Source organism: Pedobacter sp. AC464, assembly GCF_979253075.1.
Genome location: NZ_CEEDBV010000001.1, coordinates 52,576 through 79,466 on the forward strand (window position 1 = coordinate 52,576; position 26,891 = coordinate 79,466).

Here is a 26,891-nt window from a genome sequence, read left to right on the forward strand (position 1 = left end):
TTATGTCGCAACCTTACCTTTTATTTAATGATGAATTTCAATTAGTTGATACGCCTGTTTTAACCGCTTCAAACAGAGGTTTCAAATTTGGAGATGGACTGTTTGAGAGCATGCGCATGATTAAGGGAAAACTGCAATTTGCAGATTTACATGCCGACAGGCTTGTTGCGGGCATGAAAACCCTTAAAATGGAAGGACATGCTTTGATGGATGATTACTTCATCAGGCAGAAAACAGCAGACCTTGTTAAAAAAAACCGGTGGAGCGGGAATGTGCGTTTCCGACTTTCTGTTTACCGGCAGGGCGCCGGCGTGTACACACCAGAAATTAATAAAGCAGGTTATGTTTTGGAAGGCGTAACATTAAAAAGCGATGCTTACGAGTTAAACAATAAAGGTCTAATCATAGATGTTTTTGATGAATTAACTAAACCTGTTAACAAGCTTTCTAACTTCAAAACCTCGAATGCATTGTTGTATGTAATGGCCGGTATATTCAAAAGCCAAAATCGCTTAGATGAAGCTATAATTTTGAACCAGCACGGCTTTTTATGTGAAAGCATAAGCGCAAACGTTTTTGTTGTTTATGATAATAAAATTTACACACCCGCTTTAACCGAAGGTTGTGTTAGTGGCGTTATGCGCACAGCGATTATGCAGCTGGCTAAAATGAACGATTTAGATTTAATTGAAGCGCAGATTAATCCAGAAATTTTAAGGGAAGCCGAAGAGGTTTTTATTACAAACGCAATACAAGGCATTCAATGGGTAATGGGTTATGGCAGGAAACGATACTTTAATGAAGTTTCTAAATTTCTTATCGAAAAATTAAATGCGCTTTAGCTGATTGCAGTTACCAGTTTTAATTCTTCAAATTCCTAAATTCGCGGACTTAAGTGAATTACACAAGTAAGCTGCCAAGCAAAAAAATCCGTCCTCAACCGCCTGTTAGGTCAGCCTCATTCCTCTTAAAAAGTCTTCAATAAGCATTCTCTTTTTTCCTTCATATTGAATATCCAGAAGTTTAATGAAGCCGTCTTTGGTGGCAAACTTTAGAAATGTCTTTCCATCGGTCAAAAATCCGCCAGCAGCAATACCGGGTTCTTTATCTTCTATTTCTGCTTTGAAAATTTTCAATACCTTATCGTTTAATATTGTAAATGCAGTTGGGTAAGGACTTAAACCTCTGATAAGATTGTGTACTTGTTTAGCGGAATTATTCCAGTCTATTTTGCAATCCTCTTTAAATATTTTAGGCGCATGCTTTAACACATCGATTTGTGGCTGCGGTTGTTCTGTAAAATTGCCACCTTCAATTGCTTTTACTGTTTTAACTAACAGGTTTGCACCGATAATCATTAATTTATCGTGCAACTCTCCGGCAGTTTCATCATCCGCAATTGGCGTGCTGTCGCTCAAAATGATATCGCCGGTATCGATTTCGTGTGTTAGAAAAAAAGTAGTTACACCGCTTTCCTGTTCTCCGTTAATTATTGCATGATTTATTGGTGCGGCACCCCGATATTGCGGCAACAAGGAGCCGTGTAAATTGATAGTTCCTTTCGGTGGCATATTCCAAACCACTTCGGGCAACATTCTAAATGCTACCACAACTTGTAAATCAGCCTCATAAGATTTCAGCGTTTCGAGGAACTCCGGATTTTTAAGTTTCTCGGGTTGCAACACTGGAATTCCTTTTTCAACAGCATATTTTTTTACTGCACTTTCATTTAGTTTTTGGCCTCGTCCTGCTGGCTTATCAGGAGCAGTAATTACTGCTACAATATCGAATTCGGCTTTAACCAGGGCATCTAAAGAGGCTACCGCGAAATCAGGCGTGCCCATAAAAACTATTTTCATGAGAAAGGTGTTGTGTGTTTGTAAATAACGAGAAGCGTTAGATTAAGTTTTGCAAAATAACTAAAAAAAATCATCCTTAAAGGTAAAAATGGTACAAGGCAAAGATGTTGTAAAGGCTAGTGGATTGGTTTACGTAACTGATTCTATGCCTGGATTTTACAGAAAGGGTAAACCTGGCAAGTTTTACTACGAAGACAAAAATGGCCACAAAATTACCGATGAAAAGCATCTTGACAGGATAAAATCATTAGTTATTCCTCCTGCCTGGCAAAATGTTTGGATTGCCAACAAGCCAAATGCATACCTGCAGGTAACCGGTACCGATGCGGCCGGAAGGAAACAGTACAAATATCATCCAAAATGGACAAGCAGACGTTCCGAAGATAAGTATTTTAGGTTGTACGAGTTCGGTAAGGCACTACCTGAAGCCAGAAAGCGGTTGATGAAGGATTTGAACCGAAAGGAACTTGATGAACGCAAGGTTTTGGCCATATCGGTAGATGTACTGCAAAAAACATTAATTAGGGTTGGTAATGAGAGTTATAAGCAGCTTTATGGCTCTTTCGGACTTACAACCTTAAGAGATAAGCATGTGAAAATTAACGGCAGCAAAATCAATATCGATTTTATCGGCAAAAAAGGCGTGCGCCAAAACGTTGAATTGAACGATAGAACATTGGCCAAACTGGTTAAAAAATGTCGCGATATTCCTGGTCAGGACTTATTTCAATTTTACTCTAACGGCAAAGAACATAGGGGAATTGACTCCGGAAAAATCAATAACTATATTAAAGAAATTACGGGCAGCGATTTTACAGCTAAGGATTTTAGAACCTGGGGCGGTACCCTCGAGGCATTAAGGCAATTTTCGAAATGTAGTGCCGATGAAAATTTTAACCTCAACAGTAAAAAAACAGTTGTTAGTGTTCTAGATTGTGTGGCCAAAAAGTTAGGCAACACACGGGCCGTGTGCAAAAGTTCTTACGTATACCCTTTGTTGATTTCGGCCTACGAGAATAATGAACTCGAAAAATACATGAAGAAGATGAATAACAAAAAAGCCATCGGAAAACTTAGCCTTGAACACGATGAGAAAGTGCTGTTATCTTTTTTAAAATCGACGGGAAGCAAATAAAAACATTTTATATTTGTTTCCCTTTATGCACATAAATTTTCAAGCTAAAAACGATTTATTTAATATTCTGATAGAAGAATCAGAGATGCCGATTGGCCTATATGTTGGTCGGGATATGATTATCTCTGTTGCGAATAAAGCCATGCTAAACGCCTGGGGTAAAGATGACTCCGTAAAAGGTATGGAGCTGGCAGCTGCATTGCCTGAATTAGAAGGTCAGCCTTTCATTCAGATTCTCAAAGGCGTTTTCGAAACCGGAACCCCTTACGAAGCTAAAGAAGATAAAGTAGACCTAATGAACAATGGTGTTTTACAAACGTTCTATTTCGACTTTATTTACAAGCCACTAAAAGACGACAAAGGCAATGTTTGGGCAATTTTGAACAACGCAACCGATGTTACCGAACTTGTAAATGCAAAGCAACAAGTTAAGGAAAGCGAAGCACTTTTTCGCCAGATGATTTACGATGCGCCAGTGGCAATTGGTATTTTGCGGGGAACAGACCTCATTATTGAGGATGTAAATGATGAGCTGCTAAAGATTTGGGGTAAGAATAAAGACATAATTGGTTTAAAACTTATTGAAGGATTACCAGAAATAATTAATCAGCCCTTTCCGGGGTTGTTAAAAGATGTTCTGGAGAGTGGGGTTGCTCATTACGGCTACGAAACCCTGGCAACACTGGAACGTAACGGAGTTTTAGGAGATTACTATTTCAACTTTGTTTACGATCCAATACGTGATAAGAATGGAGCAGTGAGTGGTATAATGGTTGTAGCAAATGAAATTACTACACAGGTTATTTCCAAAAATGCCTTTAAAGAAAGTGAAGCAAGATTTCGAAATCTGGTGCTCGAAAACCCAATGCCTACTGCGCTTTACGAAACGGAAAACATCGTCATTAAAATTGCTAATAATGAAATGTTAAAGCTTTGGGATAAAGATATTAGTATCATCGGAAAAACGATGGCTGAAGGCATTCCAGAACTTGTTGGTCAGCCATTTATTCCGCTTCTGCAAGAGGTATTCCGTTCTGGAATTGCCTACCATGCAGACCAGCAAGCGGCCAATTTAATGGTTAATGGAGAACTTACAGAGCGATGGTTTAACTTTACCTACAAACCCCTTCGAGATGCTGAAGGCAGCGTTTACGCGATTTTACACGCGGCCATTGATGTTACCAAGCAGGTACAGTTACAAAAGCAAAAAGACGAATTTTTAGGCATAGCAAGTCACGAATTGAAAACACCTGTTACCAGCATTAAAGCTTATGCCCAGGTTTTGGAAAGGATGATAAGGAGCGAGGGCGACGAAAAGAAGGCGAATATGGTGAAGCGTATGGATTTGCAGTTGAACAGATTAACAGGTTTAATCGGCGATTTGCTTGACGTGACCAAAATTCAATCTGGTAAAATGACTTTCAATCCTGTAAAATTTGAATTTGATTTTCTTGTACAGGATATTGTTGATGATGTACAGCATACCACTTCCCAGCACAAAATTAACGTTGAACTGGCTAGTAATGCTACAGTTTTTGCCGATAAGGAGCGGATTGGACAGGTGATTATCAACTTCTTATCTAACGCAATTAAATACTCTACAGATGCGAACGAGATTTTGGTAAGGAGTTATGTAAAAGAGGGCGAGGTTATTCTTAGCGTTCGAGATTATGGAATTGGTATATCAGAAGAACTACAGCATTTAGTGTTTGACCAGTTTTATCGCGTCAGCGGAAACTTGCAGCACACTTATCCTGGATTAGGATTAGGTCTATATATCTCTTCAGAAATTGTGAAAGGTGAAGGCGGAAAGATATGGCTGGATAGCATTGAAAACGAAGGTTCTACTTTCTATTTTGCGCTAAAAGTTGACTACACCAATTAGTAAATCAGTGTAATCAAACTCGAATTATTCTTTAGGTGCTTTTTTTATGGAGTGAACTGGCTGTTCCTCATTTTCTCTCCGCTCAGCTGGGTTTGGCGTTTTAACAGGTTTGTTTGGCGTACTGTCGTTAGGTTTTCTAACCGTTTTTTTATCAACAGGCGCTCTCCCCTTAGGTACTTCTTCTTCGTAGTTGCTTCCGGGTTTATCACTTTTAACTTTTGGTCCGCTCATAATATTGATGATTGAATTTAAACTAACAACTGCTTTAAAACTTACTTATTGCGAGTTATTCAGTTGTTCAACATTAGAACAACTTCCTGTTAAACATTGTTTGAATTCTGTCAGCGGTAAATCTTTTAGTTGTAAAGCAAATATTTTTTGCGCATGGTTTTATAGGCCGAAAGTCCCGGTTCCCAGCTTGCCCTGATTTCCTGCTCACTTTTGCCGGCAATTACCTGCTTTCTAAAATCTGCCACGCCAACCAGGCGCTCAATTGGCATGGTTTGGTTACTTAATGTCGAATTAAAGAAATCTTCTTTTTTCGGCGATGCCTTGTACAGGTCGATTAACCATGTGATGTTGATTTTCTTTTCTTTCCTTAAAATGTTTGTGTCATAGTTTCTCAAATCAATTCCATAACAAACCTGATCCTTAAAAATTGGTGTTTCTGCCATCCCTTTTATCCCGGTAGGTGTATATGAAAAGTTATAAATTCCTTTTAAATAAGGCGCACCAATTACGGTAAACGGAAACTGTGTACCACGACCATGATTCAGGTAAATTCCTTCAAACAGGCAGGTGCTTGGGTATAATAAAATGGATTGTTGTGTGTTTAAGTTTGGAGATGGTTTCACAGGAAGCGTGTATTCCATATCGTGATTGTAGTTGGCGTTTTTTATAATCGTAATCTTACATTTCACCTTGTCTTTTAGCCAGCCCTCGCCATTTAGCATTTGTGCATACTCCGCAATTGTTAGGCCATGCGCCATAGGAATAGGTTGGATGCCTATCCCTGATTTGAACTGAGGATCTAAAATCGGTCCATCAATCAAATACCCGTTTGGATTTGGCCGGTCTAAAATTAAAAGTTCTTTATTATTTGCTGCGCAAGCCTCCATAACATGTTGCAGGGTGTTTATGTATGTGTAAAAACGAACGCCCACATCTTGAATGTCAAATATCATGATGTCGATATCAGCCAAATCCTCTTTTGTCGGCGTACTGTGTTTTCCATACAGAGAAACAGCTTTTATTCCGGTTTTTGCATCTACAGCATCGTTAACAACAACGCCTGCACTTGCATCGCCCCGGAAACCATGCTCAGGACCAAATATTTTTTGAATTTTTACGCCGCGTTTTAATAAACTATCAACCGAAGTAGCGGCTCCAATTATTGAAGTTGGGTTTACCACCATCCCAACACGTTTTCCTTTTAATAAAGGCAAATACTTTTCCGTTTGTTCTGCGCCGGTTTTGATGGTTTGATTAGCCTTTATTGGATGCAAATTTACATGGTCGCCTTTAGTTGTAGCATGCGGGTTTTGCCCACAAGCAGAAAGCGCAATTAAACTGGCAAGCGCAAAGCTGATACTGGTTTTCATATTCGATAGGTTTAGTCATTTTTAATCAACAATAAAACAATTTAGCACTTTTTTGATTATTGTTGTAAGCGTATTGAATTTTTTACCAACGCTTATTTATTTTCAAAAGTGCCATTTTTAAAAAGGATTTGAGCATTTTTGCCACAACAAATTTATCACCTTGAATTTCGAATATTTTATAGCCGGGCGAATCGCCATAAAATCAGAACGAACCTTTTCAAAGCTCATCGTTCGTATCGCAATTGCAGGCGTTATGCTGAGTTTGGCGGTAATGATCCTCTCGATAGCGATAATTAAAGGGTTTAAAACTGAAATTCAGGATAAAGTTCGCGGGTTTTTGGGTGATATTCAAATTACACGATACGACTTAAACAGTTCCTTTGAAAATTCACCTTTCGTTTTGGATAAGAAAACCCGCAAGCAACTGGAAAGCAATCCAAATACACAATATTTCTATCCTTATGCTACAAAACCTGCAATTATTTCTGCTAATGATGAGATAGAAGGAATAAACTTTAAAGGTGTTGATAGCACTTACAATTGGGAATATATCAAGCAACATATCATCAGCGGAACGATAATAGATTTTTCTGATAGCACCGCTGCAATGCAGGAGTTACTGGTTTCTAATTACACCGCAAACCGGCTGAAACTTAAAACAGGCGATGATTTTATCATGTATTTCGTTCAGAATCAACTTCGTCCACGCAAATTTAAAATCGTAGGGATTTATGATATTGGCGTTGAAGACATTGATAAAGGCTTTGTTTTGGGAAATCTGAACATCGTAAAGCGCTTAAACAACTGGAAACCTGAAGAAATTGGCGGCATAGAAATCCGAATTAAAGACTTTAATAAACTTAAATCGGTTGCTGATCATGTTTTTGAAGAGTTGCCGCAAAGTTTACGTTCTTATTCCATCAAAGAAAACTTTCCAAACATTTTTACCTGGCTGGGTTTGCTCGATGTAAATACAAATGTGTTGCTGATTTTGATGCTTATCGTTGGAGTTATTAATATGATTACGGCTTTGCTGATAATGATTTTGGAGCGAACAAATATGATAGGAATGTTGAAATCTTTTGGCGCCAGCAACTGGAGCATTATGAAAATCTTTCTTTACAACGCGGCTTACTTAATTGGAATCGGATTATTGCTTGGAAATATTTTAGGCGTTGGTTTAGGCCTGATTCAGCAGTCTACCCATATTTTTAAATTAGATCAATCTTCATATTTTCTTGCCTACGCCCCAATAGAGCTTCATTTTATTGACGTACTGGGCTTAAACGTTATAACGGTTGTTGTTTGCCTTACGGTGCTAATTATTCCGTCTTTGCTAATAAGTAAGGTTTCTCCATTAAAAGCAATTCGATTTAAATAGGCTTAACCTTTAGTAATTTCCAACGTAACAACCTTCGGGAGATCTGGTTTGGCTTCGTCGGTTTGCGATACTTGTTTTAGTTTTACCCAATATTTAGCGTTACCGGTAGTAAAGGTAATGTTATCAGTTGATCCGATTTCGGTACAATTGCCAATACAAAGGCTAAAATTTTGTATGTTAAAATCAGTTTGAACCTTAAGCGAAACCACTGCATTGCCTTCACGCACACAAATTGCCTCTTTAGGGCAGCGACTATCGACTATGTTTGTAATTGTAAAGGTAGAGGAGCCAATTTGCTTTTTGCTTTCGCCAATAAACGCGACAGTCTGATTGAGCGATTCGCCCTTTTTCTTACACCCGGAGCTGAGTATAAGCAGCGTGATGAAGCAAAAGTAAAAAACTTTCATTAATTATTTTTCTTGATAAGATTGTATTGATAAATTGTGGTGAGGCAGTTCTGAGCAGGGTCTTTGCAAAGTGAAATGGTTTTTTTCAATATCAAACTATCTCCTTTTATTTGATAGCTGTAGTTTCCGTTTAAAATCCTGTTCCAGTCGAAATCTGCGGTGTAAATATTTGCATCAGAGAAAACCAGCAAATTGTTTTCCAATTTAAAATTTCCTGAACCGCTGGTTGGCTTATCACCTGCCTTTACAATAAAATTGCCGCTGTTGAAACTAATCTCGGTAGGGCTGTTGGGTATCAATTGATAGGTTGAGGGCCTTACAATGAGTTCGCCGGTGTAAGTTCCCTGAAGGGGTAAATTTTTATCAGCAGACTTTTTACAACCAAAAAATAGTACGGTTAAAATGGCTAAAGCCGCCAGATGTTTCTTCATTCTCTAAAATTTACACTAAAACGTTCAGCGAGGTGAAAACGCTACAATTAAAGCAAAATCCAATCGTTATTCCCCTGAACGGCATCAATAATTTCGGTTCTGGGCTCAAGGTTTAAGTATGGATAGCTCACTTTTGATAGGTATAAGCCTGTCGGGTGCGCAGGCAAAGATAGCTTTGATGCTTTTAGATTTATGAGCTCACTTTCAAATTCATCCACGCTCAATTCGCCTTTGCCTACCATCAAAATTTTCCCCATTGTAATGCGAATCATTTTACCCAGAAACCGGTTGCTCGCAATATGGAACCGAAACCTGTCGCCCTTTGGGTTTACAAATAATTTTGCCTCCATTACATTGCAAATGGTGTGTTCATACTTATCCGGATGGGTGCAAAAGGCTCTGTAATCTTTATATTTTGGCAGAAGCGCTACCACAGCTTTCATTTTTTCAAAGTCGAGGTTTTTCAATTGATAAAAAGAGCTCTGGTTACTCAAAAACGGGTCTTTATAGGTGTGAATAAAGTAATCATATTTCCGTTGAACGGCATCAAAACGGGCATGGGGTTTTCCCTCCATTTTAGTAATATTAAAAACCGCAATGTTATATGGGAGTGCCTTATTTAATATGTAAAGAAGGTCAAACTCAAACGCCTGTTCTATATCTGCGTGAAAGAAAAACTGACTGGCATGTACGTGTGCATCGGTTCGGCCGCAACCAATAATCGGGATTGGCGTTTTCAAAATCTTGAAAAGTGTTTGTTCTATAACCTCCTGAACGCTTTTAACGCCTGGCTGTTTTTGCCAGCCACTAAAATGTTGCCCCTGATACGCAATGTGAAAGAAATACCTCATTTTTCGAGTGCAATTTTACACAAATTTTAGCTGAGGAAATATTAAATCCTAATTTTGCTTAATAAATCATAAAATGAATCCTAAAAACTGTCCTTGCGGTACCGGGTTGCTCTATAAAGATTGTTGCGAGCCTTATCATTTAAGAGTGAAAACCGCAGCAACAGCTGAAGCTTTAATGCGTTCGAGATATTCGGCATTTGTTGTAGCAGACGGAGATTATTTATTTGAAACCACACATTTAAGCAAGCGAAAACGAAACTCAAAGGTCGACTACCAGAAGAGCGCAAAAGGTATAAAGTGGCTTAAACTGGAAATTGCTTCTGCAGAGTTTGACAAAGTAGAATTTAAAGCATTTTACTTAAACAACAAATTCGGAACAGAGGTATTGCACGAAAAATCAAATTTTAAACTCGAAAACAACAAATGGTATTATGTTGATGGCCAGTTTTACCCTTGAAAATAACTATTTCGAAAACTCAGATTAACGTAACTGAGCGGGCTTTAAAAGTCTTAAAGTCGAGGTTTACCCGCTGATTTACTAAAAAAAATTCAGTTAATTATCTATTTCCAGGGTGAGTTCAATTTTGCCTAAATTGGTTTTGTATACATCTAAAGACACCAGGTCTAGCCCATAAATGTCGAACTGATTTTGTTCTGAAGCAGAGAATGATAAAAATCTTTCCCTGATTTCAATTAAAAGCAATTTTCGTGAAAAACCAATCGAGGAGAATAAATGAAATGATGTCGGCTCTGCCAGAGGATAGTCTACAGCAACTGTAATCTCGTGTTCCGGAATCACAATTTCATCGGCATCAATCAAATTTAATATTTCCTCATTAGCCCTTCCAATGTTCACCCATGGAATAACGCCACCATCAACGGTTTGGGTTGCGATAACATTAAAGGTAACAATACTTATCAGGTTTTTTGGGCCTGCATTATCATTTGTTGCTGCATTCATATCAGAGTTTCTTTGCCTCATTCCAGTAAATATCCATTTCCGCAAGGGTCATGTCTGCCAGGGCTTTACCACTTTCTTTGGCTTTATTTTCGAGATATTGAAAACGTTTGATGAACTTTTTATTCGTTTTCTCCAGTGCATTTTCCGGATTTATGTTGATGAACCTGGCGTAATTAATTAAGGAAAAAAGAACATCGCCAAATTCAGATTCCGCTTTTTCTACATCAATTGCGGTATTGTCTGTAACGTTAAATTCTGCTTTAAACTCTTGCAGTTCTTCTTCAACTTTCTCCCAAACCTGATTTTTATCTTCCCAGTCAAAACCAACTCCTCGGGCCTTTTCCTGTATTCGGGATGCTTTTACCAAGGCTGGTAGCGAACCAGGAACGCCTGCAAGCACCGATTTATTCCCTTCTTTAAGTTTAATTTGCTCCCAGTTTCTCTTTACGTCTTCTTCGTTTTGTACCTCAACATCACCGTAAATATGTGGATGACGGCTTACCAGCTTATCGCAAACGCCATTTAATACATCAACAATATCGAAATGGTTAGTTTCTGAGGCGATTTTGGAGTAGAAAACCAAATGCATCATTACATCGCCTAATTCCTTTTTTATCTCATTCAAATCGCCTTCCAAAATTGCATCGCTGAGTTCGTAAGTTTCCTCAATGGTAAGGTGACGCAATGTTTCCATGGTCTGCTTTTTATCCCAAGGGCACTGCGTACGCAGGGTATTCAAAACGGTAAGCAAACGGGTAAAAGCATCGGCAGGATTGTGCGCAACGGCAGGAATCGGATTATTCGGCATGTTGTAAAATTTATCGAACGCTAAAATACCAAACCCAGGCGATTAAGAAAAATTGAAATGGTATTCTGAACCACAAATATTTTATTCCAGGACCAGGTTTATATAAATCTTCGTAATTAATCTGATGTTTCGCAGCATAAATATTTGCTGGCAGAATTGCTAAAAAGAACAAAATTAACGCAATGCCGGCATAAAACCTGGTTTCTTCTACACATAAGCAAATGCCTAGAAGTATTTCGAGAACACCTGTGAGCACGACGATTTCTACTTTTTTTGGTATGAAAAGCGGAATCATAGCAGCCATTGATGTTTTAAACTTGAAATGGCCAATTGCAGTAAATAATAACATTACAGCCATGGCAATATTTCCTGCGAAGATATTGCCTTTATCAAATGCGGTATGATTACCAAAGCCGAGCAGGGCAACGTAAACTAGAAGTAAAACAAAAAGGGGTTTCATCTACCGAATCTACAAATGATTTTCTGAATTTGTTTTATGCATTCGAATCTGCCCGTCGAATTTGCGACAAGTCTTTTGCCTGCCTTCTGTGTTTTAGCGATTCGCATCGAGTCACTAATTTTTAAGCAATTCAGATTAATTGCCATTTTATTTTGAGAGGCTCCCTGCAGTTGGGTTTTCTGGCGGAGAGGCTACTTTATCAAATTAAATGCAATTAAGATAGTGGCTACAAAAAGAACCACCAAACCTGATAGAAATACGAAGTCGGCAACTTGTTCGAGCTTTTTACTTTCCTGGCGTTCTCTGCGCATGGAGATAAAAGATAGGATGCAACTCGTCATAAAAAACATCACTGCCGCTACAGCAAATTCATCAATTAAAGAACCATCAGTTAGGTTTAGTTTTCTCAGCGAGGTTAGTACGATAAAACAAATCCCTAATAAATTGGCTGATGTGCTTAGAATATGTGGCGATCTGTTCTCGGGCATCGTTAATCTTTTTCCTCTAATTTAATCTTTTTTGTAATGCGGTAAACACGTTTCTTTTTATCGGGCTTATGCTCTTCACCCATCAAAATTCCCCATGGTTTAAGCGTGTCTACCCGGTCGAAAATAATTTTTAACATAGCCAGATAAGGTATGCATAGGAACATGCCCGAAATACCCCAAATCATTTCGCCCACCACTATTCCTATAAAAGCAAACAAAGCGTTGATCTTAACTTTTGAACCCACAACTAAAGGCATGAGCACATTACCATCAATGGCGTGTACACCAACAAACGCTACTAAAACCAATAAAACTTTACCCGCTCCGGCTGTTGCAAAGGTAATTAGACAGCTAACCAGCAACGCGAAAAATATGCCCAGATAAGGAACGACATTGAAAATTCCTGCCACTAAACCTAACAAAACCGCATATTTAACACCTAACAAACTTAAAATCGCTATCATTAAAACGGTAACGATTAGCATTTGCAAAAATAAGCCGATAATGTATTTTTTAATGATGTATTGAATCTGACTGACAATTTCAGTTACTTTCTCTTTATGTTCCGCTGCAAAAACAGATGTTAAAAAGGTGAATAAAATTCTCCGGTAGTTTAAGATGAAGAAAGTAAATAATAGCGTGAAACCAAGGAAAAGCAGGGTAGAGGATAGCGTTGCTAACGTAGTAGCCACAATTGCGGCGCTTGTAGCCAGGGCTTTTTCAGTGCTGTCGTTTAAATAGGCCAGTTGTTTCTGCGAATCTACATGGAAGGTTTTAGATATCCAGTTTTGCAATTCATGGTAAGAAACATTTGCTTTTTCTTTTAAAAGCGGCCAATCTTTCCACAAATCACTGAGTTGATTTCCAAAGAAATATATAATTCCACCAATTACGGCAATCATCAAGATAACGGAAACTATGGTTGATAAGCTGCGTTTGAATTTAAAGCGTTGTTCTAAAAAGTTTCCAACGGGAAGCAGCAAAATCGCCATCAAGAACGAAAAAAGCAGCGGTGCCAGCAACGAATGGCCGAGAATGGCGATGTATGTTAAACTAATTAAACAGAAAAGAACGAGGGCGAGTTTTGGTAGAAAAGATAGTTTTTCTTTCATAATGTTTTAAAATCCTGTTTAATACAAAATGCCCGACTAATTGTTTCATTACTCGGGCATTTAAATATAGCAGAATATTTGCTAATCGCTACTCGCTTTATCTAATAGTGAAATATCTTCAGCCGATAAACTTAAATTTGCGGCTTGGGTAAATGATTTCAATTGACTTAAATCGGTTACACTTGCAATTGGCGCAGTAATAGATGGATGTTGAATAAGCCAGCCGAGCGCAACCGCGGCTGGTTCGACGCTATGTTTATCAGCAACTTTATCTAAGGCATCTAAAATTCTGAACCCTCTTTCATTCAGGAATTTTGTAATGCCGCCACCTCTTTTACTTTTGTCTAAGTCGTTTTTGCTGCGGTATTTTCCTGTTAAGAAACCACTCGCAAGCGAATAATAGGTAACCACGCCTAGTCCGTGCTCCACACAGATTTTTTCGTGTTCCTGTTCAAACTCCTGTCTGTCGTACAAATTATAACCTGGTTGATAAACTTCGTATCGGGGCAGATTGTTGTTGGCAGAAAATGCCAGTGATTCTTTCAGCCGCCCGGCAGAAAAGTTCGATGCGCCAATCCAACGTACTTTACCCGCTTTAATTAAGCTTTCGTATGCGGTTAACGTTTCCTCAACAGGAGTTGTTTCATCATCGAAATGTGAAAAATAAAGATCGATGTAATCCGTTTGCAATCGGGAGAGTGAATGCTCAACTTGGTTTATGATGTAATCTTTCCTGAGCGATTTTCCACTGCCCATATCCGAACCAACTTTTGTTGCAATAATAACCTCTTGCCGCTTGTTGTTCTTTTTCAGCCAGTTACCGATTATGGTTTCCGATTCGCCGCCATTATTTCCTGGTACCCAACGGGAGTACACATCAGCAGTATCTATAAAATTGAAACCGCTGTCTATAAACTGGTCTAAAATTTCACATGATTTGTTTTCATCGATGGTCCAACCGAAAACGTTTCCTCCGAATACAATGGGCGCTATATTTAAATCTGTTTTTCCTAACGTTCTTTTTTCCATAACATAAAGTTTGATTTTAAATTAACACATGAAGCAAGTTGTGGTTTGAACCGGAGGTCGGAATTGTGTCAGAATTGGTAAGCAGGCCGTGTTAAAAATTCCTCTTTTGGCTTGTGACAGGTTTAGTATTTTGCTTAAGCAAGGCAACTAATCAGCAACTTTAATAATTCAAATTCCTTTTAAAGCCCGCAACATTTCCCGTTTGCCAGGTGCGCCGGGCAGTTTCTGTATCGTAAAGCCACATGCTCTTACCGCTCGTTTTAGCTTCCCTGTTATTGCATAGGTTACAAATGTTCCGCCGGGTTTTAAGAAACTGCATGCTTTGGCAATGATTTCATCGCTCCACATCTCGGGTTGGTGCTGCACTGAAAACGCATCGTAATAAATTACATCGAACCGTTTTTCGGTGTTGAATTGTGCCAGTGTAGTGTGCGCAATTTCAAGTGTGCAAAGCGAAGTTAGTGATTGTTTAGACTTCAAACTCTCCTCATAATTTGACAGAAAATTTGTCCATATTTCTGCCGGAACGTATGCGGAATAGCCCGTTTCGTTAAGCACTTCAGTTGTTAAGGGAAAAGCTTCAATACTGGTATAATTTAGTTTAATGTTATTCTCTGTGCAATACTCAAAACTCAAAATGAAGTTTAACCCCGTTCCGAAACCCACTTCTAAGATCGATATCTCCGACTTTCCTTCAGCCGTAAACTCTAGCCCGGCTTCGATAAAAACATGCTTACTTTCTTGCAGTGCACCGTGCTTGCTATGATAATGTTCGCCGATCGTTTCATTGTAGAGCGTATTCGAACCGTCTGCGGTTTGGGTTATAATATTCATAGTCAGTTTGTTGGAGTTATGATGTCTTTAAGGTGAAATTGCAAATATAGCATCAAGCTTAGTTTGTGTGGTGTTAAAACACGGAATTTATAAACTCTTTTCGATTTAAGCTTTTATCTTTGGAGTTTCACCTTAATATGGATATCGAATCTTTCAGAGAATATTGCTTAAGTCTGCCGGGTACAACCGAAGGAATGAAGTGGGAACATCTTTGTTTCATGATTGAAGAGAAAATCTTCGTTATTATTGCAATTGATGAAGGCAATAGTTTTTCAATTAAATGTAATCCTGACGACTTTGACAGCCTTACCGCAAGACCAGGCATTGCTCAGGCTTTTCATATGGCAAAACGCCAATGGATTCAAATTGCAAACCTAGATGTTTTAAACGACAACGAACTAAAAAGCCGCGTCGCCGATTCGAGAGCAATGGTTTTGGCTAAGCTACCTAAGAAAACACAAGTCAGGTACCTTTAAAATTTGCGCCAAACCTTACTGTTTGCTATTGTCTTTTTTGATGCCTTTATCTGCATTTATTTCTTTCGATTTCATAATGTTGAAACGGTACATCTCTTCAATGCCAACAAGCTTTCGGCTGCATTTATCTATATCGGTTCCTTCTTCCCATAAATAAGGGCGAAAGCTGTATGTTTTTGTGCCATCTAAATTTCCGATAAATTGGTCCCAGCTGTTCCAGCGCAAGCCTTTGTAAAATTTAGATAAGTCGCTATCGAAACAAAAGACAAGAAATTCGCCATAGCCGGCGCCTAGTGGTTGCCAGGTTAAACTGTTGGGCTCCAGATAGTAAACGTTTTTAATGTCTTTTCCTAAACCGCCATAATTAATTGCAAAAAAACCACCAACGGCATCATCAGCAATCAACAGGTACGGTATTTTGTCGCCATACTCTTTTATCGTTTTACCTTTATTCCACTCTGCGATGTTTCTATTTAAGCGTTCACTTCCTGAACCTAAAATCCTGATCCAGCCATTGTCTACCATGATTCCTCCGGTATTAAAAATAACCGAGCCCAAAGTGGCATAAGTAGAAACCTGTGCGTTGTGTAGTGTTTCCCTGGCTTTGGCCGAATCAACAGGCAAAACTTCAACTTTATTTTTTGCAGAATCAATCCACTTTTTAACAAGTGGCCAGGCCGGGTCCGTTTTGTTAATTAATGCATCCAAACTAATCAGGTTATCTTGTGCTAAAACAATTCCTGAATTCAGCATTAAAGCAACAACAAATACAATTTTAGATAAGACTTTCATTTTTATGCTTAAGTTTTTTCAAAGATATGATGATAATCAGGATTTTCTGAACGAACTCCGTTTTAAATTAGCTGCGCAAGTTTATGGGAAACTTGTTTTATCCAATGCGCCCTTTTAATGTACATTATCCAAACTAACTAAATACCACAAAATAAAACGTCCCGAATAAATCGGGACGTTCGCATTATAGGTTTGATATTCCTCTCCGGGATGAAAATCTTGATGGAGTTGCTAAGCGTCTATCCGATGAGCATAAGCTTGGAAATATTCGCTAGCGTGAAATTACCACATTCTAATTCTATCTTCTGGTTTTTTGTAGAGTTTATCTCCAGGTTTAACATCGAAAGCGCTATACCATGCGTCCATATTAACAGGCGCACCAATTGTACGGTACGGACCTGGAGAATGTGGATCGGTTTTAATTAGCTGCGCAGCACTTTCAGGTAAAATGTTGCCTCTCCAAACTTGTGCCCAGGCCAAAAAGAAACGCTGATCTGGTGTAAAACCGTCAATTTTCTCTGTACTCTTTCCTTGCTTGGTCATTTTGAAAGCAGTATAAGCTGCGTTTAAACCACCCAAATCGCCAATGTTTTCGCCCATTGTTAGTTTACCAATTACATGTACGGTATCCAAAACCGTATAAGCATCGAATTGCTCGCCTAAAGCTTTGGTTTTTGCATCGAACTTTGCTTTATCTTCTGCAGTCCACCAGTTTTTTAGGTTTCCTTCTGCATCATACTGGCTACCACTATCATCAAATCCGTGGCTCATTTCGTGGCCAATAACTGCACCGATACCGCCATAGTTAACTGCATCGTCAGCATTCGGGTCGAAGAAAGGGAACTGTAAAATCCCGGCAGGGAAAACAATTTCGTTTAAAGTTGGTGAGTAATAAGCGTTAACAGTTGGTGGCGTCATGCCGAAACGAGTACGATCTACAGGCTTACCCAATTGGCCAACTGATTCATTATAGCCCCAAATGCTTGCATTACGCAGGTTTTGGAAGTATGTATCTTTATTTATCGCCAAACCATCGTAATTTTTCCATTTGTCAGGATAACCAACTTTGGGCGTAAAGGCATTTAGTTTTGCCAAAGCTTTTTGTTTGGTTTCAGCACTCATCCATTCCAAACCATTAATTCTGATTTCGAAAGCTTTACGTAAATTCACAATCATCTGGTTCATGCGGGCTTTAGCTTCTGGCTTAAAATATTTTGCCACATAAAGCTGGCCCAATAATTCGCCAATAGTGCCATCAGTTAACGATGACATACGTTGCCAGCGTGGTGTTTGAACTTTTTGACCTGTTTGTGCCTGCGTGAAAGCAAAACTCGCTTTAACGAATGGAGAACTCAAGCTTGACGCAGAACTTTTGATTAAGTTCCACTCTAAATAAGTTTTCCAGTCCGCTACCGGAACCGATTTTAGCATCCCATCTAAGCTAGCCATGAATTTTGGCGATGATACCAGAACAGTATCCTGACCTTTAATTTTAAATTTAGGCAAATAGGTTGCCCAATTAATATCCGGCGTTTTTTTATTTAATTCGGCCACCGTAAGCTTATTGTAAGTAGCATAAGGGTCACGCATCTCTAAACGGCTCATTTGTGCCTCAGCGAATTGCTTTTCAATTTTAAAAACCGTTTCTGCTTTTTGCTTTGCTGCTTCGGGCGTACTTCCAGTTAATGTAAAAAGCGTGGTCATGTACGTATTGTAAGCCTCGCGGATTTTCACACTACGGGTATCGTCTTTCAGGTAATAGTCGCGATCTGGCAAAGTTGTGCCGCCCTGACTAATATTTACCATGTATTTGTTCACGTTTTTACGATCCTGGCCAACGCCGATTCCAAACATACCGCCGCCTAAACCATTGGTACGCATGTAAGCAACCTGGTCTAAAACGCCCTGAACATCTTTTATTTGCTGAATTTTTGCCAAATCGGCTTTGATAGGCGTGTAACCTAGCTTTTCGATGGTTGCGCTATCCATTGCTGCAGTGTAAAAATCGCCAACGCGACGTTTTATAGAACCTGAGGGAGCAGATTTATCAGCAGCAGCCTCTTCAACCAAAGATTTTACAGCGTTGATATTAAAATCGCGAAGCTCGTTAAATGAGCCCCAACGCGATTCTTTAGCAGGAACAGGATTGTTTTTTACCCATGCACCACTCGCATAGGTATAGAAATCATCGCCAGGCTTAACGGATAAATCCATGTTTGCAGGGTCGATAAATCTTTTAGTGGTTTGTGCATTAGCAGAAAAGCCAGCAGCGACTATACCGAGTGCTGCAAAATATCTTTTCAAATTTTGGTATTTCATTCGCTTATTAAGTTAGTTTAACAGCGAAATTTATAAAATACTAAGCAATATTGAAACAATATACCAAGAATATTACTTGTTAAACCAGTAGTAAATTTTTGTCAAGCCAAACCTTCTCAGGAATTCGGCAGGCGAAAAGTGGAATTTAAGGGATTTCATGACTTTAATTCTTTTATACACTATTAACATTTTTTAACATAATTTATTGTGCGCTTATAAAAATTTTCGCTATTAAGAATGAATCAGAATAAACTTATAAATTTGAGTTATTGCATGCGTAGCGTTACAGGATTTGCCGAAAGCAGTTAAATTTAAATTGGATATCGCCCTGCCATCATTTAGGTCATTTTTCGAAAACCGTGTTGCAGGCGGTAGAAATAGTTCGGGCGTAAAATATTTCGTATCTAAACCGAACACATCAGCCTCGATTGCCAAACAAATTTTTTTGCCCCGTGATGGTTTAATGTTGATAATGCTACAGGCCGGGCCACTTAAACCCGACAAAGCGAAAAACCCGGAGGCCATTTTTCTTTGGCCGAGGATTTGCAGCGATGGCGGGAACAAAGCGTCCGAAACGAACTGGTGTTGCTTTTCAGAAAAGAAAACAGTAAATAAATGAGTCAATCCAACCACAAAGACGATAGCTGTTGCGCTACCAAAGCCAGCCAACATAGCCACGACCATAACCATAACCATGAAGGAGGCGAAGAACATGACCACGACCATGGTGGAGACCCTTCTGCTTTTAAGACCTATTTGCCCGCAATTGTAACCTTGGCAATGTTGCTTATCGGCATCGCTTTCGATAATATTTTCAAGCTAGAGGCTTTTCAAGTCATTCGGCCTTATTGGTACATCGTTGCCTATTTGCCTGTTGGTGTTCCGGTTTTAAAAGAAGTTTGGGAAACCTTTAAAGCCAAAGATTTTTTCACGGAGTTTTCGCTAATGTCTATCGCTACTATTGGTGCATTCGCAATTGGCGAATATCCGGAAGGGGTAACTGTAATGCTCTTTTACACCATTGGAGAACTTTTTCAAATGGCTGCGGTTAACCGGGCGAAGCGAAATATTTCTGCTTTATTAGATGTTCGTGCAGATGTTGCCAGCGTATTGCGCAACGGAAGATATGAAACCATGAAACCTGAAGGCGTTGAGATTGGGGAAACCATACAGATTAAAGCGGGTGAAAAAATTCCGCTCGATGGCGAGATGCTTTCGGATGGAAGTAGTTTTAATACCGCGGCGCTTACTGGAGAAAGCAAACCGAAAACCATTGCTAAAGGCGGTAGTGTTTTAGCAGGGATGCTTAATCTCGATAAGGTTATCGAAATAAAAGTAACAAAGCTTTTTGCCGATAGCGCCTTATCCCGTATTTTGGAAATGGTTCAGAATGCCACCACACGCAAAGCGAAAACTGAACTATTTATCAGGAAGTTTGCCAAGGTCTATACCCCAATTGTCTTTTTTTTAGCATTGGCTTTGGTTGCGATACCGTTTTTAGTTTTAGGTAAGGATTATCATTTTCAAACCTGGCTATATCGTTCTCTGGTGTTTTTGGTTATTTCCTGCCCCTGTGCACTGGTTATTTCTATTCCGCTCGGCTATTTTGGTGGCATTGGTGCCGCCTCGGCGCATGGCATTTTATTTAAAGGCTCTAACTTTTTAGATTTAATTACCAGGCTAAATACCGTTATTATGGACAAAACCGGAACACTTACGAAAGGTGTTTTTCGGGTTCAAAAAGTGGAAAGTGTTATTGATAAGGAGGAATTTTTAAGTTTGCTTACCGCGTTAGAGGCAAAATCTACGCATCCAATTGCGAAGGCCATTGTTGAGTATGCTGGCGAAAAGGAAATTTACCCGGCAGAAAACATTAAGGAAATTAGCGGAATGGGCCTTAAGGGAAGCGTAAACGGTAAGCAAGTGCTAGCCGGAAATCCTAAGCTTTTAAGTAAGTTTAATATCAGTTTCGATTCAAAAATTGCAGATATTGAGGAAAGCATTGTTGTTGTAGCGGTAAATGGTGCCTACGCCGGCTACGTTTTAGTTGCTGATGAAATTAAAGAAGACGCTGCTGAGGCGATTAAACAATTGCAATTAAATGGCGTACAAGATGTGGTGATGTTAAGCGGCGACAAAACATCAATTGTTAAAAAAGTTGCAGGTAGGCTGGGCATAAATTCCTTTTTCGGCGATTTGTTGCCAGAGGATAAGGTGGCCAAACTCGAAGAGATTAAAAAGGACAAAACCAGGGTGGTCGCTTTTGTTGGCGATGGTATAAATGACACACCGGTTTTAGCAATTAGTGATATTGGCATAGCGATGGGCGCTATGGGAAGCGATGCTGCTATTGAGACGGCCGATGTGGTTATTCAAACGGATCAACCTTCGAAAATTGCGACCGCGATAAAAATTGGCAAAGCCACCAAAAACGTGGTCGTACAAAATATTGTATTGGCTTTTGCTGTTAAAGCATTGGTTCTAATTTTGGGTGCAGGTGGTTTGGCAACCATGTGGGAGGCCGTTTTTGCCGATGTTGGCGTTGCGTTACTCGCAATTCTTAATGCAGTCAGAATTCAAAAAATGAAGTTTTGACCATCGGAAAATTAGTTAAACGATTCGTTATGAATTAGCAGGGGTTTTAAAAGGAATTAGCGGAAACGGCTAACTTTGCAATGAAATATTGTTTTTGCTTTTTCAAACCAAAAGAAACAGCTCACATTTCTGACGCCTTGAGTAAAGCAACATACTGAAATGAGCCAAACTTTTGGCTTTATGCTTTAGTCTTTCAGCTTAATTAGCTATTTTTGGGGCTTTTACTATAATTCATGAGCATTTCCACGCATTACAATCCTGCAGAAACAGAAGATAAATGGTATAGCTATTGGCTATCGAAAAAGTTTTTCCATTCCGAACCCGATGAACGTGAGCCTTACACAATCGTAATTCCGCCGCCGAATGTTACCGGAGTGCTGCACATGGGGCATATGTTAAATAATACGATTCAGGATGTATTGATTCGTAAGGCCCGCATGCAAGGCAAAAATGCTTGCTGGGTTCCTGGAACCGACCACGCATCTATCGCTACCGAAGCAAAGGTTGTTGCCATGTTAAAGGAGCAGGGCATCAATAAAAAAGACCTTTCACGCGAAGAATTTTTAAAGTATGCCTGGGAATGGAAGGAAAAATACGGGGGTATTATTTTAGAACAGTTGAAGAAACTTGGTGCAAGTTGCGACTGGGACCGCACCCGTTTTACGATGGAGGAAGATCTATCTGCTGCGGTAATCGATTCGTTTATTCACTTGTATAAAAAAGGTTGGATTTACCGCGGAATCCGCATGGTAAACTGGGATCCGGCTGGCAAAACAGCAGTTTCTGATGAAGAAGTAATCCGTAAGGAAGTAAACCAGAAACTGTACTACATTCGTTATAATATCGTTAGCGGCGATAATGCGAACTCTGGAAACCAGTCTGCGGATTATCTGGTTGTTGCAACAACACGGCCGGAAACGATTATGGCAGATGCCGCAATTTGTATAAACCCGAACGATGAGCGCTTTACGCACTTAAAAGGTAAAAAAGTTTTCGTGCCTTTGGTTAACCACGAAATACCGGTAATTGAAGATGAATATGTTGATATTGAATTTGGTACAGGTTGTTTAAAAGTTACGCCTGCACACGATTTAAACGATTATGAGCTTGGCGTTAAACACAATTTGCCGGTTACCGATATTTTAAATGACGACGGCACATTGAATGAACTGGCGGTTATTTTAGTTGGCGAAGACAGGTTTGTAGCCCGAAAAAAAATCGCCAAAATGTTGGAAGAAGCCGGTCACCTGGATAAGGTTGAAGATTATAAATCGCAGGTGGGTTTTTCTGAGCGAACCGATGCAGCCATTGAGCCAAAACTCTCTATGCAATGGTTTGTGAAAATGAAAGAAATGGCGCAGCCTGCTTTGGAAGATGTTTTAAATGGTGAAGTAAACCTGATTCCGAATAAATTTGAGAATACTTACCGCTACTGGATGGAAAACGTTCGCGACTGGAATATTTCCCGCCAGCTCTGGTGGGGACAGCGCATTCCGGCTTGGTATGATGATAAAGGGAATTGGGTAGTTGCTAAGACTAAAGATGAGGCTTTAGAGGAATTCTGGAAGAAAAAACATTTGGATGAAAGCTATTCGGAAACCGAAAAAGCTGGATTTAAGCATCAATTGGAGCCTTTTCTAAAACAAGATGAGGATGTGATGGATACCTGGTTTTCTTCATGGCTTTGGCCGATTTCTGTTTTCGACGGTTTTAAAGATCCAGGTAATAAAGACATTAACTACTATTACCCAACAAATGATCTGGTTACAGCACCCGAGATTTTGTTTTTCTGGGTGGCCCGTATGATTATGGCTGGACATGAGTTTATGGGCAAAAAGCCATTTACCAATGTTTATTTAACAGGAATTGTCCGCGATAAATTGGGGCGTAAAATGTCTAAATCTTTAGGTAATTCGCCCGATCCTATCGGCTTAATTGAAAAATATGGTGCTGATGCGGTTCGCGTAGGGATGTTGATGTCGTCTCCGGCAGGAAACGATTTAATGTTTGACGAAAGCTACTGCGAACAAGGCCGTAATTTTGCCTCAAAAATATGGAATGCATTTCGCCTGGTTAAGGGATGGAAAGTAGACGAAAACCTGGAAAATCCGAATACACAAGCGATAAACTGGTTTGAAAACCGTTTTAATGAGGCCTTAGTTGAGATTGAGGCTAACTTTAAACAATATCGCCTGTCGGAAGCGTTGATGATAACCTATAAACTGGTGTGGGATGATTTCTGCGCATGGTATTTGGAAATGGTTAAGCCGGCTTACCAACAGCCAATTGATGCAGAAAGTTACAAAATAACAATCGCCTTTTTTGAGAACATCATAAAGTTACTGCATCCAAATATGCCATTTTTAACAGAAGAATTATGGCATGATGATTTGTTTGCGGCACGTGACGAAATGGATTGCTGCATTGTAGCCGAATTTCCGAAAGGAGGCTCAATAGACGATAAATTATTGAAGGATGCTGAGGTGATCAAAACCGTGGTTGCAGAAATTAGAAATGTTCGTAACCAAAAGCAGATTTCGCCAAAAGAAGCTCTGCCACTGAGTTTGAAAGTAAATTCTGATATCGATTACGAAAAATGGTTAAACATCGTTTTCAAGCTGGCTAACGTTTCTGAAGCTGAAATTGTAAATGATAAGATCGCAGGTGCTACCGCTTTTATGGCTGGTAAAGACGAATTTTTTATTTCCTTAACGGAAAACATTGATGTTGATGCAGAACGCATTCGCTTAAACGCAGATTTAGTTTATTTAAAAGGTTTCTTAAAATCTGTGGAGGCAAAACTCAGCAATGAGCGTTTCGTTCAAAATGCAAAGCCAGAAATTATTGCCAACGAACGCAATAAAAAGGCCGATGCCGAAGCTAAAATCAACATAATTGAAGAAAGCCTCGCAATGTTAGGATAATTTTTTTGCTAAACCGTAAAATTTAGAAAAGCCCTTTAGAACAATATTCTGTAGGGCTTTTCTGTTATACATTCTGTTTCTTTGGATTGTTTTGCCCTCCTTGCGTTTTGCAACATTAAAGAATTTTGGCAAAACGGCCGCCTTTCCAAGCGTTTCTAAATTGTTACCAAACTCATTCTGTTCTGTTGAGTTAAACTCTTATTTTGGCATTGTATAAGGCTTACGGGTTTTCTAACCATCATTTCTATAAAAAAACATAATGAAACTACAGATTTCTATTGTTGCAATTTTACTTTCATTATTCTTATCTGGGTTTCAAAGAGAACCAAAACATTTCATTGCTCTGGGGATTGTGGCTCCGATAGAAAAAGATAGTTTAGTAAGCGCCTCAGGATTCGGTTTGATCGGAGAATCGGTTGGGAGAATGATAGCTCCATCGTTATCGGAAGAAAAGTTTAAACTAAACCTTAAAGCCATATCAAAACTCAAAACGAAACTCTACATGTGTAACGTCATGTTTCCTGGGCAGATGAAAATAGCTGGCCCGAATGTTAAGGAAAATGTGGTTTTGGACTATGTTGATAGTTTATTTCAACGTGCGCAGCAGGCAAAAATTACGCTTATTGTACTTGGCAGTGGCACAGCAAGGCGTTTGCCAGAAGATTACGATGTTAAAAAAGCAACGCTGGAATTTGCTTCGCTCTGTAGGAAAATTGCAGGCGTTGCTGCAAAATATAAAGTGAAAATTGCTTTGGAGAACCTTCAAAGTAAAGAAACCAATTTTCTTAATACTGTGAAAGCTGCAGCAGAAGTGGTAAGACTGGTTGACCATCCTAACTTTAAGCTGAATGCAGACATTTTTCATATGCGCCGAGAGCATGAATCTCCGGAAAGCATTGTCAATGCCAAAGATTTGCTTATTCACTGCGAAATTGCGGAAGATGAGGAACGGACATTGCCTGGCATTAAAGGTGATGACTTTACAGATTACTTCAAAGCGTTGAAAACGGCAAATTATCGCGGGCCGGTTTTTGTTGAAGCAGGAAGCAGTTATTCGGATGCGCAGCTAAAATACTGCGCTCAGTTTTTAAACCAACAGATTGATAAAGTCTACAAAAATTAATAACATTAGTCAATTGCTATTATCCACATTATGGAAAACTCCAGGAGAACATTTATTAAGCAGTCTGCAATTTTTGCAGCGGCCACGTACGCGGGTACGATGGGTATGAGTGCAAAAAGTTACGGCCGGATAATTGGCGCCAACGATAGGGTTCGGGTTGGCGTGGTTGGCTTTTCCGACCGCTTTAAAGATACCTTGCTGCCATGCTTTTTAAACCATAACAAAGAACTTAACTTCGATATCGTCGGACTTTCAGATTTGTGGAATTACCGCAGAGATTTGGGTATTACGCATTTGAAGCAAAAATTTGGACACGATATTAAGGCTTGCAGAAATAATGAAGAGCTTTACGCTACCAAAGATTTAGACGCGGTAATCATCAGTACGGCCGATTTTCAACATGCATTGCATACCATTGAGGCCGTAAAAGCCAATTGCGATGCCTATGTAGAAAAGCCTTTTGCCGAAACAATGGATGATGCAAAGGCAGCGCTAAAAGCCGTGAAAGCTACGGATAGAATTGTTCAGATCGGTTCGCAAAGAAGGAGTGGCGAGAACTATGCTAATGCTGCCAAATATATTCAGGATGGAAAATTCGGACCGATTACAGCAGTGGATTTGGTTTGGAATGTAAATCAACCTGGCCGCTGGCGCAGGCCGGATTTGGTTGCCAGGCTTAAAGAGGAAGATATCGATTGGAAGAGATTTCTTTTAAATCGTCCAAATGAAGCCTTTGATCCAAGAAAGTATTTAGAATATCGTTTGTTCTGGCCATATTCTTCAGGGATGCCGGGCCAATGGATGTCGCACCAGATTGATACCGTTCACTGGTTTACCGGTTTAAAACATCCAAGAAGCGTTGTTGCAAACGGCGGAATTTACACCTGGAAAGATGGTCGCAGAAACTGGGATTCGATGGTGGCTGTTTTCGATTATGGTATGCCTGAGGCTGAAGATGGTTTTCAGGTAACTTTTACTTCCCGCATGCAAAATAGCGTTGGCGACGTGGGTGAAGTATATTATTCAAATGGCGGCGAACTAAACCTGATTACCAATAAAGTTTCACCAAAAGGTGGATTGAGGCAGCAGGAAGCCGCTGCGATGGGCATGAAAGCCAATTTGTTGCCCGAATTTGATTTAAGTAAAACAGAAATTAAAGCGGCAACCGGTGCTAATATGGGCGGCGACATGCTTACTTCCGGGCACATGAGAAACTGGATGGAATGTGTTCGTAGTCGGAAAACGCCGAATGCACCTGTAGAAGCCGGCTATTCACATTCAATTGCTAACATCATGACAAATGCTGCCGTTCGTACCGGCGCTAAATCCGTTTTCGATGAGAAGCGCCAGGAAGTAATAGCAAATGGAAAAGTTTTTAAATATTGATACTCAAAGCCTCGCAAACACGATAAAAAGATAG

Annotated in this window: 26 protein-coding genes; 10 read left to right on the plus strand and 16 right to left on the minus strand. The window is 39.5% G+C overall.

Annotated elements, in window-relative coordinates:
• Nucleotides 1-2: 2 nt before the first annotated feature.
• The gene (locus tag AC0IWT_RS00220) at nucleotides 3-842 is read left to right on the plus strand and encodes an aminotransferase class IV (protein WP_471795474.1); all 840 of its coding nucleotides are present in this window, start codon (nucleotides 3-5) and stop codon (nucleotides 840-842) included.
• Between the two features lie 105 nt (nucleotides 843-947).
• Here AC0IWT_RS00220 and fmt read toward each other — a convergent pair whose 3' ends face one another.
• Entirely contained in the window at nucleotides 948-1,859 is a 912-nt protein-coding gene (gene fmt / locus AC0IWT_RS00225) for a methionyl-tRNA formyltransferase (protein ID WP_056870304.1), read from the minus strand.
• A gap of 88 nt (nucleotides 1,860-1,947) precedes the next feature.
• Between fmt and AC0IWT_RS00230 the strand changes: the two genes are divergently transcribed.
• Together AC0IWT_RS00230 and AC0IWT_RS00235 are read left to right on the plus strand one after the other, a co-directional pair.
• Nucleotides 1,948-2,994 carry a DNA topoisomerase IB gene (locus tag AC0IWT_RS00230; protein ID WP_056870303.1) on the plus strand — a complete coding sequence of 349 codons (1,047 nt, stop codon included), beginning with the start codon at nucleotides 1,948-1,950 and terminating at the stop codon, nucleotides 2,992-2,994.
• A 25-nt stretch (nucleotides 2,995-3,019) separates the two neighbouring features.
• On the plus strand, nucleotides 3,020-4,879 hold the full coding sequence (locus tag AC0IWT_RS00235) for a PAS domain-containing sensor histidine kinase (protein ID WP_471795475.1): 1,860 nt from the start codon (nucleotides 3,020-3,022) through the stop codon (nucleotides 4,877-4,879).
• 24 nt (nucleotides 4,880-4,903) lie between these two features.
• On the opposite strand, the gene AC0IWT_RS00240 is transcribed toward AC0IWT_RS00235, so the two are convergent.
• Together AC0IWT_RS00240 and AC0IWT_RS00245 are read right to left on the minus strand one after the other, a co-directional pair.
• On the minus strand, nucleotides 4,904-5,110 hold the full coding sequence (locus AC0IWT_RS00240) for a hypothetical protein (RefSeq protein WP_056870301.1): 207 nt from the start codon (nucleotides 5,108-5,110) through the stop codon (nucleotides 4,904-4,906).
• 125 nt (nucleotides 5,111-5,235) lie between these two features.
• The gene (locus tag AC0IWT_RS00245; protein ID WP_471795476.1) at nucleotides 5,236-6,480 is read right to left on the minus strand and encodes an exo-beta-N-acetylmuramidase NamZ family protein; all 1,245 of its coding nucleotides are present in this window, start codon (nucleotides 6,478-6,480) and stop codon (nucleotides 5,236-5,238) included.
• A gap of 160 nt (nucleotides 6,481-6,640) precedes the next feature.
• On the opposite strand from AC0IWT_RS00245, the gene AC0IWT_RS00250 reads away from it, so the two are divergent.
• Nucleotides 6,641-7,861 carry an ABC transporter permease gene (locus AC0IWT_RS00250; RefSeq protein ID WP_471795477.1) on the plus strand — a complete coding sequence of 407 codons (1,221 nt, stop codon included), beginning with the start codon at nucleotides 6,641-6,643 and terminating at the stop codon, nucleotides 7,859-7,861.
• A 2-nt stretch (nucleotides 7,862-7,863) separates the two neighbouring features.
• On the opposite strand, the gene AC0IWT_RS00255 is transcribed toward AC0IWT_RS00250, so the two are convergent.
• Genes AC0IWT_RS00255 through AC0IWT_RS00265 form a run of 3 tightly spaced genes read right to left on the minus strand, consistent with a single transcriptional unit; the run spans nucleotide 7,864 to nucleotide 9,550 of the window.
• On the minus strand, nucleotides 7,864-8,268 hold the full coding sequence (locus AC0IWT_RS00255; protein ID WP_056870298.1) for a hypothetical protein: 405 nt from the start codon (nucleotides 8,266-8,268) through the stop codon (nucleotides 7,864-7,866).
• On the minus strand, nucleotides 8,268-8,699 hold the full coding sequence (locus tag AC0IWT_RS00260) for a hypothetical protein (protein WP_471795478.1): 432 nt from the start codon (nucleotides 8,697-8,699) through the stop codon (nucleotides 8,268-8,270). The genes AC0IWT_RS00255 and AC0IWT_RS00260 overlap by 1 nt, the downstream gene beginning before the upstream one ends.
• A gap of 47 nt (nucleotides 8,700-8,746) precedes the next feature.
• On the minus strand, nucleotides 8,747-9,550 hold the full coding sequence (locus tag AC0IWT_RS00265; protein WP_056870296.1) for a tRNA pseudouridine synthase A: 804 nt from the start codon (nucleotides 9,548-9,550) through the stop codon (nucleotides 8,747-8,749).
• Nucleotides 9,551-9,623: 73 nt separating this feature from the next.
• On the opposite strand from AC0IWT_RS00265, the gene AC0IWT_RS00270 reads away from it, so the two are divergent.
• Nucleotides 9,624-10,007, plus strand: coding sequence for a YchJ family protein (locus AC0IWT_RS00270; RefSeq protein ID WP_471795479.1), 384 nt, complete (start codon nucleotides 9,624-9,626; stop codon nucleotides 10,005-10,007).
• Nucleotides 10,008-10,103: 96 nt separating this feature from the next.
• Here AC0IWT_RS00270 and AC0IWT_RS00275 read toward each other — a convergent pair whose 3' ends face one another.
• The 7 genes from AC0IWT_RS00275 to mnmC2 form a co-directional block, all read right to left on the minus strand.
• Nucleotides 10,104-10,532, minus strand: coding sequence for a hypothetical protein (locus AC0IWT_RS00275; RefSeq protein ID WP_471797215.1), 429 nt, complete (start codon nucleotides 10,530-10,532; stop codon nucleotides 10,104-10,106).
• Complete coding sequence (mazG, locus tag AC0IWT_RS00280) at nucleotides 10,513-11,319, minus strand: nucleoside triphosphate pyrophosphohydrolase (RefSeq protein WP_471795480.1); 807 nt, start codon at nucleotides 11,317-11,319, stop codon at nucleotides 10,513-10,515. The genes AC0IWT_RS00275 and mazG overlap by 20 nt, the downstream gene beginning before the upstream one ends.
• Nucleotides 11,320-11,329: 10 nt before the next feature.
• Nucleotides 11,330-11,779, minus strand: a complete 450-nt coding sequence (locus AC0IWT_RS00285) for a DoxX family protein (protein WP_471795481.1) — start codon at nucleotides 11,777-11,779, stop codon at nucleotides 11,330-11,332.
• A 191-nt stretch (nucleotides 11,780-11,970) separates the two neighbouring features.
• Nucleotides 11,971-12,267, minus strand: a complete 297-nt coding sequence (locus AC0IWT_RS00290; protein ID WP_082491430.1) for a hypothetical protein — start codon at nucleotides 12,265-12,267, stop codon at nucleotides 11,971-11,973.
• Between the two features lie 2 nt (nucleotides 12,268-12,269).
• A complete protein-coding gene (locus AC0IWT_RS00295; protein WP_056870290.1) occupies nucleotides 12,270-13,379 on the minus strand; it encodes an AI-2E family transporter in 1,110 nt (369 codons plus the stop codon).
• Nucleotides 13,380-13,460: 81 nt separating this feature from the next.
• Nucleotides 13,461-14,408, minus strand: a complete 948-nt coding sequence (locus AC0IWT_RS00300) for an aldo/keto reductase (RefSeq protein ID WP_471795482.1) — start codon at nucleotides 14,406-14,408, stop codon at nucleotides 13,461-13,463.
• Nucleotides 14,409-14,576: 168 nt separating this feature from the next.
• Nucleotides 14,577-15,242 carry a tRNA (5-methylaminomethyl-2-thiouridine)(34)-methyltransferase MnmC2 gene (gene mnmC2 / locus AC0IWT_RS00305; protein WP_471795483.1) on the minus strand — a complete coding sequence of 222 codons (666 nt, stop codon included), beginning with the start codon at nucleotides 15,240-15,242 and terminating at the stop codon, nucleotides 14,577-14,579.
• 137 nt (nucleotides 15,243-15,379) lie between these two features.
• On the opposite strand from mnmC2, the gene AC0IWT_RS00310 reads away from it, so the two are divergent.
• On the plus strand, nucleotides 15,380-15,718 hold the full coding sequence (locus AC0IWT_RS00310; protein ID WP_471795484.1) for an MmcQ/YjbR family DNA-binding protein: 339 nt from the start codon (nucleotides 15,380-15,382) through the stop codon (nucleotides 15,716-15,718).
• 15 nt (nucleotides 15,719-15,733) lie between these two features.
• Here AC0IWT_RS00310 and AC0IWT_RS00315 read toward each other — a convergent pair whose 3' ends face one another.
• The 3 genes from AC0IWT_RS00315 to AC0IWT_RS00325 form a co-directional block, all read right to left on the minus strand.
• The gene (locus AC0IWT_RS00315; protein ID WP_200940328.1) at nucleotides 15,734-16,510 is read right to left on the minus strand and encodes a DUF2625 family protein; all 777 of its coding nucleotides are present in this window, start codon (nucleotides 16,508-16,510) and stop codon (nucleotides 15,734-15,736) included.
• 282 nt (nucleotides 16,511-16,792) lie between these two features.
• A complete protein-coding gene (locus tag AC0IWT_RS00320; RefSeq protein ID WP_471795485.1) occupies nucleotides 16,793-18,829 on the minus strand; it encodes a M13 family metallopeptidase in 2,037 nt (678 codons plus the stop codon).
• A gap of 231 nt (nucleotides 18,830-19,060) precedes the next feature.
• On the minus strand, nucleotides 19,061-19,354 hold the full coding sequence (locus AC0IWT_RS00325; protein WP_471795486.1) for a hypothetical protein: 294 nt from the start codon (nucleotides 19,352-19,354) through the stop codon (nucleotides 19,061-19,063).
• Nucleotides 19,355-19,444: 90 nt separating this feature from the next.
• On the opposite strand from AC0IWT_RS00325, the gene AC0IWT_RS00330 reads away from it, so the two are divergent.
• From AC0IWT_RS00330 to AC0IWT_RS00345, 4 genes are all read left to right on the plus strand, one after another.
• Nucleotides 19,445-21,424 carry a heavy metal translocating P-type ATPase gene (locus AC0IWT_RS00330; protein ID WP_471795487.1) on the plus strand — a complete coding sequence of 660 codons (1,980 nt, stop codon included), beginning with the start codon at nucleotides 19,445-19,447 and terminating at the stop codon, nucleotides 21,422-21,424.
• A 233-nt stretch (nucleotides 21,425-21,657) separates the two neighbouring features.
• Nucleotides 21,658-24,348 (plus strand): valine--tRNA ligase, encoded by a 2,691-nt coding sequence (locus AC0IWT_RS00335; RefSeq protein ID WP_471795488.1) that lies wholly within the window; start codon nucleotides 21,658-21,660, stop codon nucleotides 24,346-24,348.
• A gap of 259 nt (nucleotides 24,349-24,607) precedes the next feature.
• Entirely contained in the window at nucleotides 24,608-25,471 is an 864-nt protein-coding gene (locus tag AC0IWT_RS00340) for a sugar phosphate isomerase/epimerase family protein (protein WP_471795489.1), read from the plus strand.
• 30 nt (nucleotides 25,472-25,501) lie between these two features.
• Nucleotides 25,502-26,857, plus strand: coding sequence for a Gfo/Idh/MocA family protein (locus tag AC0IWT_RS00345; RefSeq protein WP_056870282.1), 1,356 nt, complete (start codon nucleotides 25,502-25,504; stop codon nucleotides 26,855-26,857).
• Nucleotides 26,858-26,891 lie beyond the last annotated feature (34 nt).